1 protein-coding gene is annotated in these 22,442 nt (G+C 57.9%); it reads right to left on the minus strand.

The genetic code is table 11. The annotated features are described in order from the left end of the window. Nucleotides 1–137: 137 nt before the first annotated feature. The gene (locus tag GGR27_RS15645) at nt 138–22,439 is read right to left on the minus strand and encodes a SprB repeat-containing protein (RefSeq protein WP_168038992.1); all 22,302 of its coding nucleotides are present in this window, start codon (nt 22,437–22,439) and stop codon (nt 138–140) included. Nucleotides 22,440–22,442 lie beyond the last annotated feature (3 nt).

The following is a 22,442-nucleotide window of genomic DNA, read 5'->3' on the forward strand; positions in this document are numbered from 1 at the left end:
GACCGCGCCCAGATTATTTACTACGGTACCGAACCGAATCTTTGCGTACCGAAGACCGGGGTTTGTAAAACAAAAAATCCCCGGCCAACTGACTAAAATCAGCTAACCGGGGACTCACCAAATAAAGGAATCAACCCTTAATTCATCCGAACGTGCGGCACGATGACGGTCGTCTCCCCGGCGCGCACCATCATGATGTAAAGCCCCGTGGCCATACGGTTAACCAGGTCGAAGGGGACTTCCCGGTAGTTCTCTTCCCCGCGTAGTACCCGTCTTTCCACAACCTGCCCGGTTGCTTGGTTAATAATAAACAGTTCGGCGTCCATCTCCTCGCGCAGTTCAAGATCAACTTGAAAGGCACCCCGGTGCGGGTTAGGCCACAGCTTAGTGTCCACCACGTCATCACCCAGGGTTACCGTGCCTCCGCCGGTAGCGTCCGCCTCCGTAACGGTGACCGTCCGGTAAAGGGAAACGGTGCAACCGCCGTAACTAGACACGATCCCGATCGAGTACTCACCGGGTGCGGCGAACTCCAACCAGGCACGGCGGCCGTCGTCGGAAATGCGCAGTATCTCTACGCCCGGGTCGAGCTCCCACGTGCTGCTGTCGGGTAGCGAATCAGTGATGTCAATCACGAGCAAGCCGTTGCTGCCCATCACGTAGTTGGAAGCAAAGAGAATGTCGGGTTCAATCGATCCCTCCCGGGCGATGTTGACGTCGAACTCCCGCTCCAAACTACAACCGGTGTCGCTGTCCGTAATGCGCACGGTGTGTAAGCCGGACACGCCGGATTGAAGCCGGGGCGACTGCTGGACGGTCCCGTCGGGCAAGCTCCATTCCACCGCAAACCCTGCGGTAATCACGGTACTCAGGTCGAGTTCCGCAATCGTATCCCCGCAGAAATCCAGGTCGGCAACCAGACTGTCCAGCAGGGTGAAAACCGGGAAACTGTTAAACGTGAACCTGCTGTTGGCCGCGCAGCCCCGGCCGTCGGTGACGACTACGGCAACTGTACCGAACAACTCGCCACGCTCGGGCGTGCCCTGCTCGCCGTCCCAGGTGAAGGTGTAGTCGCCGTCACCACCCGTGGCGGAGAGGGCCAGGAAGCCGGGTTCGTTAAAGCAGGCGGCGTCGAGGAACTGTACGACGACGATCCGCAGCGGTTCAAAGCTTTCGATAACGACCGTGTCGTAGCTCTGGTAGCAAGTGTTAACGCTGTCCGTAGCGGTCACGACGTAAGTGCCCGGAGCTAGATTCGGGAAGCGATTGACCTCCGCAAAATTGATACCGTCGATGCTGTAGAGCAGGTTGGCGTCCATGCTTTCGACCACGATGTCACCACCGTCCGTACAGTCCGCGTTCAACTCAGCGTAAGCGCGGAACTCGACGTCGAGAGTCTGTGATTCAAGTGAGACGGTGCGCGCCGTAGTACAGCCAGTCGTACCGATGCGGCCGACGATTCGGTAAATCCCCGCGGACAGCCCGTCAAAAACGGGGCTACTTTGGAAAGTAAGACCTCCGTCGTTGCTGTAGTTATCACAGTCGGTACAGTCAACGGTCAACCGACCATTGGCTTCGTCGCAAGTGGGACGTTGGTCTACGGTGACGGATACTTCGGGGTTCTCACACTCGATCGTTGCAATGGTGAAGCTGCAGTCGCGCTCGCAGCCGTTACCGTCCGTTACCGTCACTTCGTAGACGCCGTCGTCTCCGACGCTGATCACGATGCTGTCGGAGCTGACTTCCGTCGTGAGCGCAAGCTCACCTCCGGAGGTTACCCTCACCCTGTACACCGGTGCGCCACCGGAGAAGCGAATGAGGGCGGTTTTTGTGCCCGGTTCCACGGCGCAGGTGACGGAGTAATCCTCGCAGAAACCGTTGCCGACGGTAGCGCGTGCCGTGGCCCGGCAGCCATTGGCGTCACGGACGCTGACGGTGTACTGCCCGGCGGTAAGCTCGTCGATGGTAAAGTCGGCTACGTCGCTCGTACTCGCGCTGTCGATTACCTCACCATTAACGGTCGTGCCCGCTAGGCTTATCACGTAAGGGCCGTTACCGTCACCGATGTTTATCCGGATGTTGCCATCTCGCCCGCCCGCCACCGAGGTATTGAATCCCGTTGCGGTCACTACGAGCGGATCAACGGGGTCGATCGTAATGGTATTGCTGAGCGTGCAGCCGTCTTCCGTCGTGAGGGTGACGCGGTACGTACCGGGTTTGACGCCGGTCAGAGTAGGTGAGGTGGCACCCGTGCTCCAGCGGTAATTAGTGATTGTTACCCCGGGAAGAGATACCGCGATGCTGCCCAAATCATCCGCGCAATCAAAGCCTTCCGCCACTAGTTGTGGCGACAAAAGCGTGCAGTCTACACCAAGAATACTAGCAGTACAGCTCGTGGAACAACCAAAGCGATCTTCAACCCGGAGCGTATAGTCACCCGGTAACAGGTTGGGTACGCTGCTGGCGCCGGCGCTGATGCTTCCGAAGAGAACTTCATTCACGTAGAGCGTGTAGGGCCCCGACTCCCCCGCCAAGGAGAGTTGAATCTGACCCACTCGCTCACCCGGCAGTAAGGTATCCGAAGTACAAACTAATTCAAGTGGCGCCAGCGTCTCGATCTCTACGGGTAAGATCCGGCGGCACCCACCGGCTTCCGTTAAGTCAACGCTGTAGCTTCCGGCGGATAAGCCATTTACCTCAAAGCGTACGTTACCGTTGTCCTGCGTTATTGGTCCGGTCACCGTGCCGACCGCGGGGAAATACCGCAGTTGGTAGGGCGCCGTGCCCCCGGTCAGTTCGATTTCGAAGCGACCGCTGGCCGCATCGTTGCAGGTCACGGGGGTGACTTCGAGACTGTACTCTACCTCCTCGCAGGCCGGGTCGGCCTCGCCGGTAATCGTGCCGCTGCACGTCAAGTCACTCACGCATCCGTTTGCGTCGGTGACGACCACTTCGATGGCGTAGTCGCCCACGGGAAGGCCCGCAACGGCAAAGGTCTGACCGTTCTCCAGTAAGTAATCGTTGCCTGCGTAGGCTACGGAGTACGGTGGGTTGGTCCCTTCGATGCCGATTAGGGCACCACCGCTGGGCGCAAAATTGCCCGTGCTTACTAATTCATTGATTGGCGTACAGATTAGGGCGGGGGCCGCGGGTGCGGGGTTGGTTCGTGAAGCAGAGTCGGTACAGCCCGTCTCCAGGTCAGTTACCGTGACGCCGTAATTACCTCCCCGGTAATTGTCGATCCGGTTACTGGTTTGTCCGTCGGACCACAAGTACCCGTAGCGCCCGCTTCCTCCCGCTACCGTTGCGGTCAGTGCGATTGAATCGTCGGGGCAAATCAGTTCGCCTTCCGCCTCGATTGAAACCAGCAACGTGCTACAGTCTACGACCGCCTGAATAACACCTTCACACGTCATGACCAGCGTACATCCGTTCGCATCGGTTACGCTGATCGTCTGGCTGTACGGTCCGCTCGGCAAGCCGTCGATGGTGACTTGCTGATTTTCGTCTACCGTAAGTGGTTGCCCACCTTGGTCTACGGCCCCATAGGGTGAGGTGCCGCCGGCGAGTTGGAAGACGACAGCTCCGGTTCCCCCCGCCACCGATGGTTGAGTAGTGCTACATGCGTAGCTAAGGGTTGCCGGAGCGGTAATGGTTATGCTCGCACTATCGACGCACCCCGTAACTGCGTCCGTTACCGTGACGGAGTAGCTCGCCGGCCCGGTGACTTCGATGGACGTCAGGTTGGGAGATTGCTGCCCGTCGCTCCACGCGTAGTTCAGCTCGCCGGTGGCTCCTGCAACAGACGCCGTCAGCGTAGTCGAGCCGTCCGCACAGTCCAGCACGTCATCGCTTGCCGTGAGGGTAACGGAAAAACTGTCGGCACAATCCGCCGCGTCGATAGTGATTTCGCCCGCACAACCGACTTGTTGTTCGCAGCCGCTGGCGTCCGTCACGGTGAAGCTAAGATCGTACGGTCCTACCGCAAGATCGGTAACGGTTATTTGATTTAGCGCGGTGACAACGACCGTTTGACCGGTGTTGAGATTAGTCGCTACGTAAGGTGCGGTTCCGCCGCTGATGGTCAGGGTGACCGCTCCGGTGCCGTCTTCAGCTTGTGCGTCCACTTTTTCGCAGTCGGTAGTGATGGCTACTGGGGCGGTGACCGTGATGCTGGCGCTATCAATGCAACCCGTAGCTACGTCGGTTACCGTAACGGAGTAATCCGCTGCGCCGGTGACTTCAATGGAGGACAAGCCAACTGCCTGCCGGCCATTACTCCACGCGTAGGTTAATTCCCCCGTGGCTCCAGTAGCGGAAGCAACTAGCGTAGTCGATCCGCCCGCGCAGTCCAGGACAGTATCATTTGCCGTGAGGGTGACGGAGAAAGTGCCGGCACAATCCGCGGGCGTAATTTCAATTTCACCCGAGCAACTGACTTCCTGCTCGCAACCATTTGCGTCCGTTACGGTGAAGCTGACCCGGTATGTCCCTACGTCTAGGCCAGAGATGTTGATCTGATTTATTGCGGTGACGGTAGCGGCCTGGTTGGTGGACTCGTCAATTGCCGTGTAGGGTGCCGTGCCACCACGAATGGTCAGCGTGACCGATCCCGTACCGGTTTCGGTTAGCGCGTCCGTCTTATCGCAGGCGGCGGTAATGGCGGTAGGTGCGGTGATGACTAAACTTGCCGAATCAACACAGCCCGTGGCCGCGTCCGTAATCGTGACGGAATAGTTACCGGCCCCAAATACTTCTATCGAAGCCGACGTGGCTGCTTGCTGCTCTTCACTCCACGCGTAGGTTAATTCTCCCGTGGCTCCCGCAACGGTAGCCGTCAGGACCGTTGATCCGTCCGCGCAATTCAGGACGTTGTCGTCCGCCGTAAGGATCACGGAGAAGGTGTTCACGCAATCTTCCGCATCAATTTCAATCGTACCCGCGCAACCGACTTGCTGCTCGCAGCCGTTTGCATCCGTCACGGTGAAGTCGAGTACATAATCTCCCGTAGGTAGGCTGGTAACGGTAATCTGGTTTAGCTCGGTAACAGCCGCGGCTTGGCCGGTGACGTCGTTGATCGCCGTGTAGGGTGCCGTGCCGCCGCTGATGGTGAGTATAACCGATCCGGTGCCGCCTTCGATTAGCGCGTCCGTCTTATCGCAACTGCTCGTTATGGGAGCGGGGCCGGTAATTGATATACTTGCACCATCAACGCATCCCGTAGCGGCGTCAGTAACCGTGACGGAGTAACTCGCTGCTCCGGAAACCTGAATGGAACTCAAGTCAACTGCTTGCTGTCCGTCACTCCAGGCGTAAGTCAGTTCGCCGGTTGCTCCTGCTACGGTAGCGATTAGGGTGGTCGGTCCGTCAGCACAATCCAGTACGTTAGTATCTGCCGTAAGCGTGACGGAGAAGTTGTTGGTACAATCTTCCTCCTCGACTTCAATTTCGCCCGAGCAACCGACTTGCTGCTCGCAGCCGTTGGCATCCGTGACGGTGAAGCTGAGTTCGTAAGCTCCTACGGGTAGGCTGGTGACGACGAGCTGGTTCAGTTCGGTAACCGTAGTAGCTAGATTGGTGCTATCATTGATTGCCGAGTAGGGTGCCGTGCCACCGGCGATGGTCAGCGTGACCGACCCGGTACCAGCTTCAATGCGCGCGTTCGTTTTATCGCAACTGCTCGTGATCGGCGCGGAGCCGGTGATCACGATGCTATCGGTACCGACGCACCCCGTAGCCGCGTCCGTAACGGTGACAGAATAACTCGCCGCTCCGGAAACCTGAATGGAACTCAAGTCAACTGCTTGCTGTCCGTCACTCCAGACGTAAGTTAGTTCACCGGTTGCTCCTGCTACGGTAGCGATTAGGGTGGTCGGTCCGTCAGCACAATCCAGTACGTTAGTATCTGCCGTAAGCGTGACGGAGAAGTTGTTGGTACAATCTTCCTCCTCGACTTCAATTTCGCCCGAGCAACCGACTTGCTGCTCGCAGCCGTTGGCATCCGTGACGGTGAAGCTGAGTTCGTAAGCTCCTACGGGTAGGCCGGTGACGACAAGCTGGTTCAGTTCGGTAACCGTGGCAGCTAGATTGGTATTATTGTCGATTGCCGAGTAGGGTGCCGTGCCACCGGTAATGGTCAGTGTGACCGACCCAGCACCAGCTTCAATGCGCGCGTTCGTTTCATCGCAACTGCTCGTTATGGGAGCGGGGCCGGTAATTGATATACTTGCACTATCAACGCATCCCGTAGCGGCGTCAGTGACCGTGACGGAGTAACTCGCTGCTCCAGAAACCTGAATGGAACTCAAGTCAACTGCTTGCTGTCCGTCACTCCAGGCGTAAGTCAGTGCGCCGGTTGCCCCTGCTACGGTAGCGACCAGGGTGGTCGATCCATCCGAGCAATCCAGTACATTCTCGTTCGCCACCAAGTCGACGGAAAAAGTATTCGTACAATCTGTTGGGTCAACCAATATTTCGCCCGAACAAACGACTTGTTGCTCACAGCCATTAGCATCTGTGACGGTGAAGCTAAGTGCGTAAGCTCCTACGGGTAGGTTGGTAATACCGAGCTGGTTCAGCTCGGTAACCATAGCAGCTAGGTTAGTGCTATCGTTGATTGCCGTGTATGGTGCTGTACCACCGCTGATGGTCAGCGTAACTGAACCGAAGCCGTTGTCGATTAGCGCGTCCACCTTTTCGCAATTAGCGGTGATGGGTGCGGGGGCGGTGATGACTAAGCTTGCTGAATCAACGCAGCCCGTAGCGGCATCAGTAACCGTGACGGAATAGCTCGCTGCTCCATTTATATCGATGGAAACCAAGTCAACTGCCTGCTGCCCATCGCTCCACGCGTAGGTTAGGTCACCGGTAGCTCCCGTTACGGAAGCCATCAGTACTGTCGCTGCGTCCGCACAATCCAGGGCATTGTTCTCCGCCGTAAGAATAACGGAAAAGGTGTTCACACAATATTCCGTGTCTACGCCGATGGTACCCGCACAGTTAACCTGCTGCTCGCAGCCGTTAGCGTCCGTTACGGTGAAGCTAAAGTCATAATCTCCCGCGGGTACGTCTGTGACGATAATCTGGTTAAACTCGTTAACGGTGGCCGTCTGATTAGTGCGGTCATCGATTGCTACGTAAGGCACCGTGCCGCCGCTGATGGCCAGCGTGACGGATCCAGTGCCGTTCTCGCTTGGTGCGTCAATTTGATCGCAGGTAGCGGTAATGGGTGTGGGCGCGGTAATTTTTAAACTGGCGCTATCGACACAACCCGTGGCTGCATCGGTGACCGTTACGGAATAGTTTGCCGCGCTAGTCACCTCAATTGAAGTTAAACCAACCGCTCGCTGCCCGTCACTCCACGCGTAGGTTAACTCACCCTTAGCTCCGGTAGCGGAAGCCGTTAGCGTGGTCGCTCCTTCCGCACAGTCTAAGACATTGTCTTCCGCCGTGAGGGTAACGAAGAAGTTGCCAGCGCAATCTTCCCCTTCGACTTCAATTTCACCCGAACAGCTAACCTGCTGTTCGCAGCCATTAGCATCGGTGACGCTGAAGCTGAGGTCGAACCGTCCTACGGATACGTTAGTGATGATTTGGTTCAGATCGGTAACTGTAACTGCTTGGCCGGTGCTATCACTGATCGCTGCGTAGGGGGCGGTGCCACCACTAATGGTCAGGACGACCGAACCGGTACCTGTTTCTATGAATGCATCCACCTTTTCGCAAGTACTGACGATGGGGGTGGGCGCGGTGATTTCTACGCTGTCGGTGCTAACGCAACCCGTCGCCGCGTCGGTTACCGTGACGGAATAATTTGCCGCACCGGTCACCACAATAGAAGTCAGGTCAACTGCCTCCCGTCCGTTACTCCAGGCGTAGGTCAACTCGCCAATCGCTCCCGTAACGGAAGTTGTTAGCGCGGGCGATCCGTCAGAGCAGTCCAACACATTACTATCCGCCGTGAGGAAGACGAAGAAGTTACTAGCGCAATCTACTTCGTCGACTTCGATTTCGCCCGAGCAACTGACTTGTTGTTCGCAGCCATTAGCGTCGGTGACGGTGAAACTGAGTTCGTACGCGCCGACGGGTAAGTCAGTAACAATTTGGTTCAATTCAGTAACGGTGGCCACCCGATCGGTGCCGTCATTGATTGCCGTGTACGGTGCGGTACCACCGCTAATGGTTAGGGTGACCGACCCGGTGCCGCTCTCGATTAGCGCATTCGTTTTTTCGCAAGTAGCGGTGATGGAAACGGGGGCGGTGATGGAAACGCTCGCGCTATCAACGCAACCGGTGGCTGCATCGGTAATCGTGACGGAATAGCTTCCCGCTGCGTTCACGGTAATGGAAGCTAAGTCGACTGCTTGCTGCCCGTCACTCCATACGTAGGTCAGTTCCCCCGTACCTCCGGTGACAACCGCCGTCAGCGTAGTTGATCCGTCCGAACACTCCAGTGCACTATTGTCGGCCGTCAGGGTGACGGAGAAATTACTGGTACAGTCCTCCGCATCGACGTTGATTTCCCCCGAGCAACTAACCTGCTGTTCGCAGCCGCTAGCGTCCGTTACGGTGAAGTCGAGCGTGTACGGCCCTACGGGTAGGTCAGTGACGGTGATTTGGTTTAGGTCATCAACGGTAGCTAATTCGCCGGTGCTGTCATCGACCGCCGTGTACGGTGCGGTGCCACCACTGATGGTCATTGTTACCGAGCCGGCTCCAGTCGCAAGGAATGCGTTTACTTGGTCACAACTAGCGGTGATGGGCGTGGGTGCGGTAACTACCAGGCTGGCACTATCGACACAACCGGTAGCTGCGTCCGTGACCGTAACGGAATAGCTCGCCGCACCGGTCACCTCAACGGAAGTCAAGTCAACCGCTTGTTGCCCGTCGCTCCACGCATAAGTTAGTTCACCCGTGGCTCCGGTAGTAGTGGCCGTTAGTGTAGTAGAGGCATCCGAACACGCTAACACGTTGCTATCCGCCGTGAGGGAGACGGAGAAGTTGCTGGCACAATCTTCCGGGTCGACTTCAATCGTGCCCGAGCAGGTGACTTGCTGTTCGCAAGCGTTAGCATCCGTTACGGTAAAGCTGAGGGCGTACGGACCCGTCGGCAGGTCAACTATAACTTGGTTTAGTTCGGTAAGGAAAGCTGCCTGGCCGGTGCTATCATCGATCGCGGTATACGGTGCGGTACCACCGTTGATGGTCAGTGTTACCGAACCGGTGCCGGCCGTAATGAACGCGTCCGTTTTGTCGCAAGTAGCGGTGATGGGGGCGGGTGCGGTTACGTTTAAGCTCGCGCTATCGACGCAGCCCGTAGCCGCATCGGTTAAGGTCACGGAATAATCTGCCGCACCGGTTACCTCAATGGAAGCTAAGTCGACCGCCACCCGTCCGTTACTCCACGCGTAGGTCAATTCGCCGGTAGCGCCCGTAACGGAGGTTGTTAGCGTGGTCGATCCATCAGCGCAATTCAACACATTATCGTCCGCCGTAAGGGAGACAGCAAAGTTACTGGCGCAATCTTCGGGGTTGACCCCAATTTCGCCCGTGCAACTAACCTGCCGGTCGCAACCGTTGGCGTCCGTTACGGTAAAACTGAGTGCGTACGGACCTACGGGTAGGTCAGCGGTAATAATCTGATTCAATTCGGTCACAACGGCCGTTTGGCCGGTACCGTCGTTGCTGGCAGTATAGGGTGCGGCGCCACCAGTAATGGTTAACGTGACCGAACCAGTACCGGACTCGATCAGCGCATCCGTCTTTTCACAGGTAGCGGCAATGATTGCGGGAGCGGTTATCGTCAAACTAGCCGAGTCAACGCAGCCCGTAGCCGCGTCGGTCACGGTGACGGAATAGCTTCCCGCACCAGTTACTTCGATGGTATTTTCGGTGGATTCGCCCGAGGCTTCACTCCACGAATAGGAGAGTTCGCCCGTAGCGCCCGCAACGGAAGCCGTCAGGGTGGTCGCTGCGTCCGCACAGTCCAGTACGTTGTCGTCCGCCGTGAGGGTGACGACGAAATTGTCAGTACAGTCTGCTGGGTCAACGTCGATCGTACCCGAGCAACTTACCTGTTCTTCGCAACCATTAACGTCGGTAACGGTGAAATTGAGGTCGTACGGTCCCACGGCGAGGCCGGTGACGAGAATTTGGTTGAGTTCGGTGACGGTGGTCGTATCGCCAGTGTCAGTATCGACGGCCGTGTACGGCCCGGTGCCACCATTAACGGTCAGCGTAACCGAACCCGTTCCGGACTCGATCAGCGCGTCCGTCTTGTCACAGGTGGCGGTGATGGGTGTGGGAGCGGGGTCACTAATCGTAACGGCGGTTTCGGCTACGCAATCATTCGCCGCGTCGGTAACGGTCACGCCGTAGCGGCCGGCTTCCAGTACGGTAATACTACTGAGTTCCGGACCGGATTCTCCCGTGCTCCAGACATAGCTTAGGGTACCCACCGCGTTGGTGGCGGTCGCGGTGAGTTGGACGGGCTCGCCAGCACAAGTGAACGGCGGTGGCGTAGCCAAACTGACTTCCAGCGCGCAGGCAACGGCGGTGATCGTATCACTCACGTACGTCGCCCGGTCACCCGCACAGCCGAGGCTGTCTACTACCCGAATGGTATAAGCCTCGCCCGTGGGTAGTGGCCTTACCAAGATCATGGCACCCGCGTCCGCGCCAAAAAATTCATCATTTACGAAAACGGAGTAAGGAGGAGTGCCACCGGAGACGGTGAGTTCGACGCTACCCGCCCCGTCGGCCGCCGCTGGCTGCTGGGTTGATCCGCTAACGACGAGTTCAGTAGGTTGGCCAACTTCGTAGCTTGCTACGGTACTACAATTGCGCGCATCGGTAACGGTAACCGCGTAGGTGCCTACGCTAAGATCGGACAGTACGGCACCGGCAGTTTCGTCGGCCCAAGTGATAACGTAAGGAGGAAAATCTCCGGTGACCGTCAGTTCGAGCGAGCCATCGCTGCCACCGAAACACGTCACGTCCGTCGTCGCCACCCCGATGGTGGGCGGGGCGTCGCACGCCGGGTCGAGCACGGTTGAGGTACAGGCGGCTGACGAGCAGCCGGTTGAATCAGTGAACTCAAACGAGTAAGTACCGGCGGCGAGGTTTCTCCAAACGTACCGTTCCGCGTTGATGTCGGCGCGGGATTCGATGAGCTCATCGTCGAGGTAAGCCCGCACTACGAAGGGAGGGCTTGCGTCGCCAAAGGTCAGCACCACCCTGCCGGTAGACGTGCCGACGGAAGTCGTCGGCCGCGGCGAACAAGAAATGATGAGTTCGTCGCGCGGGGTGACGGAGAAAGTTCTTACCACCACGCAATTGGCTTCATCGGTCACCGTAACGGTGTAATCACCACCGTTCAGGCCGGTGATGTCTTCGCTCGTAGCTCCGTTCGACCACTCGTAAGTGACCCCGCCGGTAGCACCCGTAACGGTCAGGTCCAACACCCCGGTCGTCGTGCCGAAACACGGGTCCGTGGAGGTAGCGTCGACGCTCAAATTACACGCCGGGTCGGTAACGACGGACGTACACTCCGTGCTACAATCGTTCGCGTCAACTATTCGAAGCACGTAGGTCGCGGCCGTAAGGTCCCGCAGAACGAACGTGTCCGTTAACTGGGTAGCGATGGGTTGATCAGTACTGTCGACGTAGACAGAATAGGGGGCAACACCGCCTCCGAAGGCGAGCGAAACCGAACCGTTATTTCCCCCTACATCAGTAGTTGCCGTAGCCTGGCAAACGAGGCTTAGTTCGGTGGGTTCTTCGACGGTAAAGGTCCGGGAAAAACGACAGTTGGTGGCGTCGGTAACTACTACTGAATACAGTCCGGCGGATAGGTTCGAGACCTCGTCCTCGGTGGAAAAGACCTCTTTTTGGTCGTTCGTCCACACGACCGCGTAACTAGTGGCATCCGTTAAAATGTCCAACGAGATGGTACCGGTCGCCTCGCCGAAGCAGCTGACATTTTGAATGCTTCTCGTCACCGCAAGCGTGCATTCTAGGTCGGGAATCGTGGCTTCACAGTCGGTCGCGGAGCAGTCATTGCCGTCCGTCGCGGTGATTACGTAAGTACCGACGGACAGCAAATCATCGTCGATCAGTACGGTGCGTGAGTTGGTGAACACCGGCGCGCGGTCGGCGATTTGGTAACGGAAGGGAGGGGTGCCGTTCACGAAGGTGAGCGAGATGGTCCCGTCGGAGCCGCCGCGTGTCCTGACGGTGTCGCCGCTACATTCAACGGCAAAAGCGGGGGTGTCGAGCACGCTGGCGCTGTCTATTTGTTCGCAACCGTTAGCGTCGACGACGCGGACGGCGTGTAGGCCGATGGTCGCGTCGATTTGAGGGCCGGAAGCAGTTTCGTTATCGTCCCAGAAGTATGCGAACGGGTTGGTGCCGCCTACGGTAATTGCCGTGAGCGTGGCGGTTTCGCCGGCGCAGTCGACGGTGACGTCTTCGACGGATACGACCAGTTCATCCGGCGCGGTAACGGTCGCGCTGAGCGCTACGGAACAGCCGTTATCGTCGGTGACCGTGACGCCATATTCACCTGCGGAAAGCTGGGTGGCCGTGGCACCGCTGGCGTCGGTTCCGGACCATTCGTAGCGGTAGGGCGTCGTTCCTCCCCGTACTTCGGCGGTTAGGCTGGTCTGGTCGGTGGCGCAATCGAGGCTGACGTTACCGGTTATTTCTCCGGTAAATTCGGCGGGGTCAGCCAAGTCGAACGTGTAGACTTCGACGCACTGCTTGTCGCTGGTCACGGTTACCGTGACGGGGCCGCTACACAGGTTGGTTGCCGTGGCGGTGTCGCTCCCGTTGCTCCAGGAGTAAGTGTATTCGTACCGGTCATTCAGGCCAACCACTTGCAGGGAAGCATCGCAGGCGCGGGCGCAGGATGCCAGGTTGATGGGTTGGATGCGCCCGCCAAAGTCTTCGAACGGAGTGATGACTAAGCGCTTCGACTGGGTGCATTCGTTACCGTCGGTAACGTTGATGGTATACTGGCCGGCGGGTAAAGTCGGGTTCCGCTCGGTAGCGACGGTATCCTTTTCGTTGGTCCAGACAATCGAGTAATCACCGTCCCCACCGGAAATACCGACGTTAAACTGGCCCTGCTCGCCGGGGCAGACTTCCACGTCGCGGCCCGTGATGGTAATCCCTGGAGTACGGTTTACTGCCACATTGGCTACCCGCTCCCTGCAATCGTTGCCATCAAGTACTACGATGACGTAGGTACCATCATCAAGATCCGAAAAAGTATAGTTGGCTACCGAAGTGCGCTGACTGCGGGTCACTTCTTCCCCACCTTCATCGCGTAAAATATAGGTGTAGTCGGGCGTACCGCTGGTTACGGTTGCCGTGATGGTTCCGTTGTTTTGGTCACAGCTGGCGTTTTGATCACTAGCGGCCGTAACGATAAGTTCGGGCGTGCTAGCCGGCGTAACGCAGCCGGATACTTCACAGCCATTTGCGTCGGTGACGGTCACGCAGTATTCAGTATCACCCTTTAAGTTAGCTACGGTTTGGGTAGTACCGGCTTGGTCGGACCACTCGTAGGTATAGCCAGCACCCGGTGTTCCACCGGAGGCATTTGCGCTTGCCTGGGCGTTAGCCTGCCCACAGCTGCTTGGCGTACTCGACAAAGTAAGCTCTAGCAACTCGGGCTCCGTTAGGGTGTCGCGTAAGGTTTCGGTACAGCCATCCGGGCTGGTGATTTGAACCTGGTACGGGCCGGCACAGAGTTGAGTGGCGGTAGCGCCGGTTTCGTTGTTGCTCCAGGAAAAAGTGTAGCCATCCGTTCCGCCGGGAATGCTCACGCTGGCCCGCCCGTCGCAGACGCCATTGCAGGAGATGAGGCGGGTCTGGGTTAGGGTGGGGGTGAAATCGGGGAAGGTGTTGACGCTAAAATTAGCGGACCTCCGGCAGTCTTTGCTGCGTACGGTAACCGTGTAGTCACCGGGACCGAGGATCGGGTTCTGCTGATCGGATACTTCTTCCTTGCCGTTGGACCAACTGTAGGTGAGTGCTCCACCGCCACCCGTAGCGGTGATGTTCAACTGCCCGGTTTGGCCGGCGCAGACGTTGATGTCAGCGCCGCTGATGGTGATGGCGGAACTGCCGCGGACCTCGATGTTTTCTACTAGTGCTTCACACCCGCCTCCGTCAATGATTCTTCCTCGGTAATTACCTTCGGCAAGGTTGGAAAAGGTAAAACTGGAGTCTACGGTGGCTGTCTCGCGCGCTACTTCGTCGCCGCTAGTACGCAGCAGGATGTAGGTATAATTTGCTTGTCCGTCGGTGACGTTGAAAGTAACGCGACCGTCGTTTCTTCCACACTTGGTGTCAGCGGTGGTGAAACTTGCGGTCAGCGTGTTGCTCCCGCCGGGAGTGGCACACTTGGTGATCGAACAGTTATTTTCGTCAGAAACCGTGACGCAGTACTCCACACCACCGGCTAGGTTTTTGACAGTAGAGGTTGTTAAGCCATTGGACCAGAGATAAGTGTAATCACCCGTTCCGCCGTTGGGAACGGCGGTGACGCTAGCGTTAGCTTCCCCACAAGTAGAAGCGGAAACGCTTAGGTCGAGCGTGATCGGACTCGGCTCGGTGAAGGTGCCGCGTAGTGTTTTGCTACAGCCATCGGTGCTGGTCACCACGACGGAGTAATCGCCGGCGCAGAAACCGCCGAGGGAACTGCCGCCGTCCTCACCGTTCCAGGAAAAAGTGTAGCCATCTGTTCCGCCGGGGATGCTCACGCTGGCCCGCCCGTCACAAACGTCGTTGCAGGAGATGAGGCGGGTCTGGGTCAGGGTAGGGGTGAAATCCGGGAAGGTGTTGACGCTAAAATTAGCGGACCTCCGGCAGTCTTTGCTGCGCACGGTAACCGTGTAGTCGCCGGGGCCGAGGATCGGGTTCTGCTGATCGGATACTTCTTCCTTGCCGTTGGACCAGCTGTAGGTGAGTGAGCCACCGCCACCCGTAGCGGTGATGTTCAACTGCCCGGTTTGACCGGTGCAAACATTGATGTCGGAGCCGCTGATGGTGATGGCGGAACTGCCGCGGACCTCGATGTTTTCTACTAGTACTTCACACCCACCTCCGTCGACAATTCTTCCTCGGTAATTACCTTCGGCTAAATTAGAAAAGGTAAAGCTGGAGTCCGCAGCGTCCGTCTCGCGCGCTACTTCATCACCGTCACCATCACCATCACCATCACCATCAGCTTGGAGCAGGATGTAGGTATAATTTGCTTGTCCATCGGTGACGTTGAAAGTAACGCGGCCGTCGTTCCTTCCACACTTGGTATCGGCGGTGGTGAAACTCGCCGCCAGCGCGTTGCTCCCGCCGGGAGTAGCACACTTGGTGATCGAACAGTTATTTTCGTCGGAAACCGTGACGCAGTACTCCACATCACCGGCTAGGTTTTTGATGGTAGAGGTTGTCAATCCATTAGACCACAGATAAGTGTAATCACCCGTTCCGCCGCCGGGGGTAGTGGTGATGAGCGCATTATTCTCACCGCAGGTAGAAGCGGAAACGCTTAGGTCGAGCGTGATTGAACTCGGCTCGGTGAAGGTGCCGCGTAGTGTTTTGCTGCAGCCATCGGGGCTGGTAACCACGACGGAATAATCACCGGCGCAGAAACCGCCGAAGGAACTGCCGCCTTGCTGACCGTTCCAGGAGAAAGTGTAACCGTCCGTTCCGCCAGGGATGCTCACGCTGGCCCGTCCGTCGCAGACGCCGTTGCAGGAAATGAGTCTAGTTTGGGTTAGCGTCGGGGTGAAATCAGGGTAGGTGTTGACGCTAAAATTAGCGGACCTCCGGCAATCTCTGCTGCGTACGGTGACCGTGTAGTCGCCGGGGCCGAGGATCGGGTTCTGCTGATCGGATACTTCTTCCTTGCCGTTGGACCAGCTGTAGGTGAGTGAGCCACCGCCGCCCGTAGCGGTGATGTTCAACTGCCCGGTTTGACCGGTGCAAACATTGATGTCGGAGCCGCTGATGGTGATGGCGGAACTGCCGCCAACCTCAATATTTTCTACTAGTACTTCACACCCACCTCCGTCGACAATTCTTCCTCGGTAATTACCTTCGGCAAGGTTGGAAAAGGTAAAAGTGGAGTCCGCAGCGTCCGTCTCGCGCGCTACTTCATCACCGTTAGCTTGGAGCAGGACGTAGGTATAATTTGCTTGTCCGTCGGCGACGGTGAAGGTGACGCGGCCATCATTCCTTCCGCACTTGGTGTCGGCGGCGGTAAAACTTGCGTTCAGCGTACTGCTCCCGGCGGGAGTAGCACACTTGGTGATCGGACAACCGTTCGCATCAGTAACCGTGACGCAGTATTCTACGCCACCAGTTAAATTACTGACGGTAGCTGAAGTCTGCCCTCCCGCCCAGTTGAAGGTGTAGCTACCCGTTCCGCCGCCGGGAATGGCGGTGATGCGGGCGTTGGCTTCGCCGCAAGTAGAAGCGACAACCCGCAGGGCGAGCGTGACGGGGGTGGGTTCGGTAAAGGTGCCGCGCAGCGTTTTGCGACAGCCGTTGGGGCTGGTCACCACGACGGAGTAGTCACCAGCACAAAAACCGCCGAGGGAACTGCCGCCGTCCTGACCGTTCCAAGAGAAAGTGTAGCGATCCGTCCCGCCGGGGATGCTCACGCTGGCCCGCCCGTCGCAGACGCCGTTGCAGGAGATGAGGCGGGTTTGGGTTAGGGTTGGAGTGAAATCAGGGAAGGTGTTGACGCTAAAATTAGCGGACCTCCGGCAGTCTTTGCTGCGTACGGTGACCGTGTAATCGCCGGGTCCGAGGATCGGGTTCTGCTGATCGGATACTTCTTCCTTGCCGTTGGACCAGCTGTAGGTGAGTGAGCCACCGCCCCCCGTAGCGGTGATGTTCAACTGCCCGGTTTGACCGGTGCAAACATTGATGTCGGAGCCGCTGATGGTGATGGCGGAACTGCCGCCAACCTCAATATTTTCTACTAGTACTTCACACCCACCTCCGTCGACAATTCTTCCTCGGTAATTACCTTCGGCAAGGTTGGAAAAGGTAAAAGTGGAGTCCGCAGCGTCCGTCTCGCGCGCTACTTCATCACCGTTAGCTTGGAGCAGGACGTAGGTATAATTTGCTTGTCCGTCGGCGACGGTGAAGGTGACGCGGCCATCATTCCTTCCGCACTTGGTGTCGGCGGCGGTAAAACTTGCGTTCAGCGTACTGCTCCCGGCGGGAGTAGCACACTTGGTGATCGGACAACCGTTCGCATCAGTAACCGTGACGCAGTATTCTACGCCACCAGTTAAATTACTGACGGTAGCTGAAGTCTGCCCTCCCGCCCAGTTGAAGGTGTAGCTACCCGTTCCGCCGCCGGGAATGGCGGTGATGCGGGCGTTGGCTTCGCCGCAAGTAGAAGCGACAACCCGCAGGGCGAGCGTGACGGGGGTGGGTTCGGTAAAGGTGCCGCGCAGCGTTTTGCGACAGCCGTTAGGGCTGGTCACCACGACGGAGTAGTCACCAGCACAAAAACCGCCGAGAGAACTGCCGCCGTCCTGACCGTTCCAGGAAAAGGTATAGCCATCCGTCCCGCCGGGGATGCTCACGCTGGCCCGCCCGTCGCAAACGCCGTTGCAGGAGATAAGGCTGGTTTGGGTTAGGGTTGGGTTAAAATCTGGGTAGGTGTTGACGCTAAAATTAGCGGACCTCCGGCAGTCTCTGCTGCGCACGGTAACCGTGTAGTCGCCGGGGCCGAGGATTGGGTTCTGCTGATCGGATACTACGTCCGTACCGTCGAACCAACTGTAAGTAAATCCTCCGCCGCCCCCCGAAGTGGTGATGTTAAGCTGTCCGGTTTGGCCGGCACAGACGGTGATGTCGGAGCCACGGATGGTGATGGCGGAGCTACCGGGAACGTTGATTTCTTCCAGGGTAGCTACGCAGCTGCCTCCGTCGACGATGCGCGCGCGGTACTTACCGACTGCGAGGTTGGAAAAGGTGAAGCTTTCAGTCGGCGCATTCGTTTCCCGGGCCACTTCCTCTCCGCCGTCGGAACGGCTAAGAGTGTACGTGTAAGTCGGTCGACCTCCGGTGACGTTGACGGTAACCCGGCCGTTGTCCGCACCACATTTGGCCGCCGTGGTGGTGAAACTCGCCGCCAGCGCATTGCTCCCGGCAGGAGTAGCGCACTTGGTGATCGGACAACCGTTCGCATCAGTAACCGTGACGCAATATTCTACGCCACCGGTTAAATTACTGACGGTAGCTGACGTTTGACCCCCCGCCCAGTTGAAGGTGTAGCCACCCGTCCCGCCGCCGGGAATGGCGGTGATGCGGGCATTGGCTTCGCCGCAAGTAGAAGCGACAACCCGCAAGGCGAGCGTGACGGGGGTGGGTTCGGTGAAGGTGCCGCGCAGCGTTTTGCGACAGCCGTTAGGGCTGGTCACCACGACGGAGTAGTCACCGGCACAAAAACCGCCGAGGGAGCTGCCGCCTACCTGACCGTTCCAGGAAAAAGTGTAGCCGTCCGTGCCGCCGGGAATGCTCACGCTGGCCCGCCCGTCGCAGACGCCGTTGCAGGAGATGAGGCGGGTTTGGGTTAGGGTTGGGTTGAAATCTGGATAAGTGTTGACGCTAAAATTAGCGGACCTCCGGCAGTCTCTGCTGCGCACGGTAACCGTGTAGTCGCCGGGTCCGAGGATCGGATTTTGCTCATTGGATACTACGTCCGTACCGTCGAACCAACTGTAAGTAAATCCTCCGCCGCCCCCCGAAGTGGTGATGTTAAGCTGCCCCGTCTGACCGGCACAGACGGTGATGTCGGAACCACGAATGGTAATGGCGGAACTGCCGGTAACGTTGATTTCTTCTAAAGTAGCTACGCAGCTACCTCCGTCGACGATGCGCGCGCGGTACTTGCCTACCGCCAGGTTGGAAAAGGTGAAGCTTTCAGTCGGCGCGTCCGTTTCCCGCGCTACCTCCTGACCATCTTCGGAACGGCTAAGAATGTACGTGTAGCTCGGTCGTCCTCCGGTGATGTTGACGGTAACCCGGCCGTTATCCGCACCACATTTGGCCGCCGTGGTGGTGAAGCTCGCCGCCAGCGCATTGCTCCCGCCGGGGGTCGCGCACTTGGTGATCGGACAACCGTTCGCGTCAGCAATCGTGACGCAGTACTCCGTGCCACCAGTCAGGTTGCTGATAGTTGCTGAAGTCTGCCCCCCGGCCCAGTTGAAGGTGTAGCCACCCGTCCCGCCGCCGGGAATGGCGGTGATGCGGGCGTTGGCTTCGCCACAGGTAGAAGCGGAAACCCGCAAATCGAGCGTGATCGGACTCGGCTCGGTAAAGGTGCCGGGCAGCGTTTTGCTGCAGCCGTTAGGGCTGGTGACCACGACGGAGTAATCGCCGGCGCAGAAGCCACCGAGAGAACTGCCGCCCACCTGACCGTTCCAGGAAAAGGTATAGCCATCCGTCCCGCCGGGGATGCTCACGCTGGCCCGCCCGTCGCAAACGCCGTTGCAGGAGATAAGGCTGGTTTGGGTTAGGGTTGGGTTAAAATCTGGGTAGGTGTTGACGCTAAAATTAGCGGACCTCCGGCAGTCTCTGCTGCGCACGGTAACCGTGTAGTCGCCGGGGCCGAGGATTGGGTTCTGCTCATTGGATACTACGTCCGTACCGTCGAACCAACTGTAAGTAAATCCTCCGCCGCCCCCCGAAGTGGTGATGTTAAGCTGTCCGGTTTGGCCGGCACAGACGGTGATGTCGGAGCCACGGATGGTGATGGCGGAGCTACCGGGAACGTTGATTTCTTCCAGGGTAGCTACGCAGCTGCCTCCGTCGACGATGCGCGCGCGGTACTTGCCTACCGCCAGGTTGGAAAAGGTGAAGCTTTCAGTCGGCGCATTCGTTTCCCGGGCCACTTCCTCTCCGCCGTCGGAACGGCTAAGAATGTACGTGTAAGTCGGTCGTCCTCCGGTGACGTTGACGGTAACCCGGCCGTTATCCGCACCACATTTTGCCGCCGTGGTGGTGAAGCTCGCCGCCAGCGCATTGCTCCCGCCGGGGGTCGCGCACTTGGTGATCGGACAACCGTTCGCATCAGTAACCGTGACGCAGTACTCCGTGCCACCAGTCAGGTTGCTGATAGTTGCTGACGTCTGCCCCCCGGCCCAGTTGAAGGTGTAGCCACCCGTCCCGCCACCGGGAATGGCGGTGATGCGGGCGTTGGCTTCGCCACAGGTAGAAGCGGAAACCCGCAAATCGAGCGTGATCGGACTCGGCTCGGTAAAGGTGCCGCGCAGCGTTTTGCGACAGCCGTTAGGGCTGGTAATTACTACGGAGTAGTCACCGGCACAAAAACCGCCGAGGGAGCTGCCGCCTACCTGACCGTTCCAAGAAAAAGTGTAACCATCCGTTCCGCCAGGGATGCTTACGGATGCCCGCCCGTCACAGACGCCGTTGCAGGAGATGAGGCGGGTTTGGGTGAGGGTGGGGGTGAAGTCTGGGTAAGTGCTCACGTTGAAATCAGCGGATCGACGGCATCCACCCTGATCCGTTACCTGCACGATGTAACTACCCGCGGCAAGCACGGGATCTTCTACCTGCGACACTTCGGTTGTACCTCTAAACCACCGGAAGGTGTAGCTCCCCGTCCCCCCGGAGACGTTAATGTTGATCTGGCCCGATGTGCCGGCGCATACGGTAGGACTGGTGCCTGAAATAGTGAGGTTCGCCCTGCGGGAGACGGAGAGGTCAGTTAGGGTGGTGGAGCAACTGCTGCCGTCGGTTACAATTACGCTATAATCACCAGCGGCAAGGCTGTTGAACGTGTAACTAGTGGCCGTCGTTACGGCAGATCGGTTTACTTCATCGCCACCGGCGTTGCGCAAGATATAAGTATAGCTACCGTTACCACTCGTTACGTTCACGTTAACGGAGCCATTATTTGCTCCGCAACTAGCGGTACTCGTACTGGCAGTAGCCGTGAGGCCAGAACTGGTGCGAAGGGTCGCACACGCTACCCGGCTACAGTCGTTTTGGTCCTGCACGGTGACGCAATACTCAACGCCACCTGCGAGGTTTGAAATGGTGGAAGCCGTCTGATTATTACTCCAAAGGTAGCTGTAGATGCCAGCTGCACCACCCGTGCCACCACTAGCCACCGCGCTGAGACGGCCGTTCGATTGGCCACAGGTGGGTTGACGGCGGTTAAGGGTAACCGCTAATGCATCGCTGGGCTCACTAATGGTAAAGCACCCGGAATCGCTACAACCGCCAGCGTTGGTTACGGTGACGCAGTATTGGCCCGCGGGCAAATTATCGAGATTTTTCGTAGTGTAAGTCGTCGACGTCCCCGTACGGGTCCACCGGAAACTTGGATTGACCGCATTACTGACCCGCAGGATGATCGCACCAGTGCTTTCACCCTTGCAGTCTACGTTTTCTACCAAGTCAGTACTAATTACGGGTTCGGGCTGGGCGATAATTCTGAAGGTCGTGGGAACCGATTTACATCGACTACCGCTATTCTCGGTAGCGACGACCGTGTAAATTCCGGGAGGGCCCGTGAAGTTTTGGTCCGTACTTACCTGTGTGCCGTCCGAAGCATCCCGCCATAGGTAGGTGTAGTTATTGTTGCTTCCACCGCCTCCGTCGTCGGCGGGGTCCGCGACTAAACCGCCCGACGCGGTTATGTTAATGGTCCCATTACCGGTTCCACAAACACTGGCGTCACTACCCATGACTTTAATGTCTGATGGCTCAATGACGATGGGGCTGCGCGTCACCGAGCAGTCTCCACTGTTGACGGTGAGTACGTAGCTTCCGGGCAGCAGATTAAATATCTGGCGGCTGTTTGAGAAGAATGCACCGTCCTTGCGCCACTCATAAACGTAGTTTCCACTACCGCCGGTGGCGGTAAGGTAGTCGATCTCGGTTGCGGGACACTGCGCCGTGGAGGGGGGGGAGGTAGCCGTTATTCGGAGTCCATTATCGCGTACGGTAAAGACTGCGTTAGCACTACAACCATTTGCGCTGGTTACCGTAACGCGGTAGATACCGAAGGACAGGCCACTGATGTCCTGGGTGGACCAGGTAGCGGTGCTACCATCTTTTGTCCAACTGTACGTTAATTGACTGTTGTCGCTGTTGACTACGCTTAAGTTGATAAAGCCATTTCCGTTACATCGATCCGAACCAACCGAAGTGCCATTACTGGTTGAATTGATCGTTACTCCCGATCTTGCGTCGACCCGGTAGGTCACGTCGAAGGTACACGCGGGGCCGGTCGTCTGCGTAATGGTGACGGGGTACAGGCCAGGAGCTAGGTTGTCTCTTACGCGGCTGGTCGAGCTACTATTTGCCCACCGGTAGGTATAGCCCGTGCTGGGTAAATTGATAGAAATTCGCCCGGTCGTGCTGCCGGAACAACTAGCCACTGA

This window comes from Neolewinella antarctica (assembly GCF_011927835.1).
GTDB lineage: Bacteria > Bacteroidota > Bacteroidia > Chitinophagales > Saprospiraceae > Neolewinella > Neolewinella antarctica.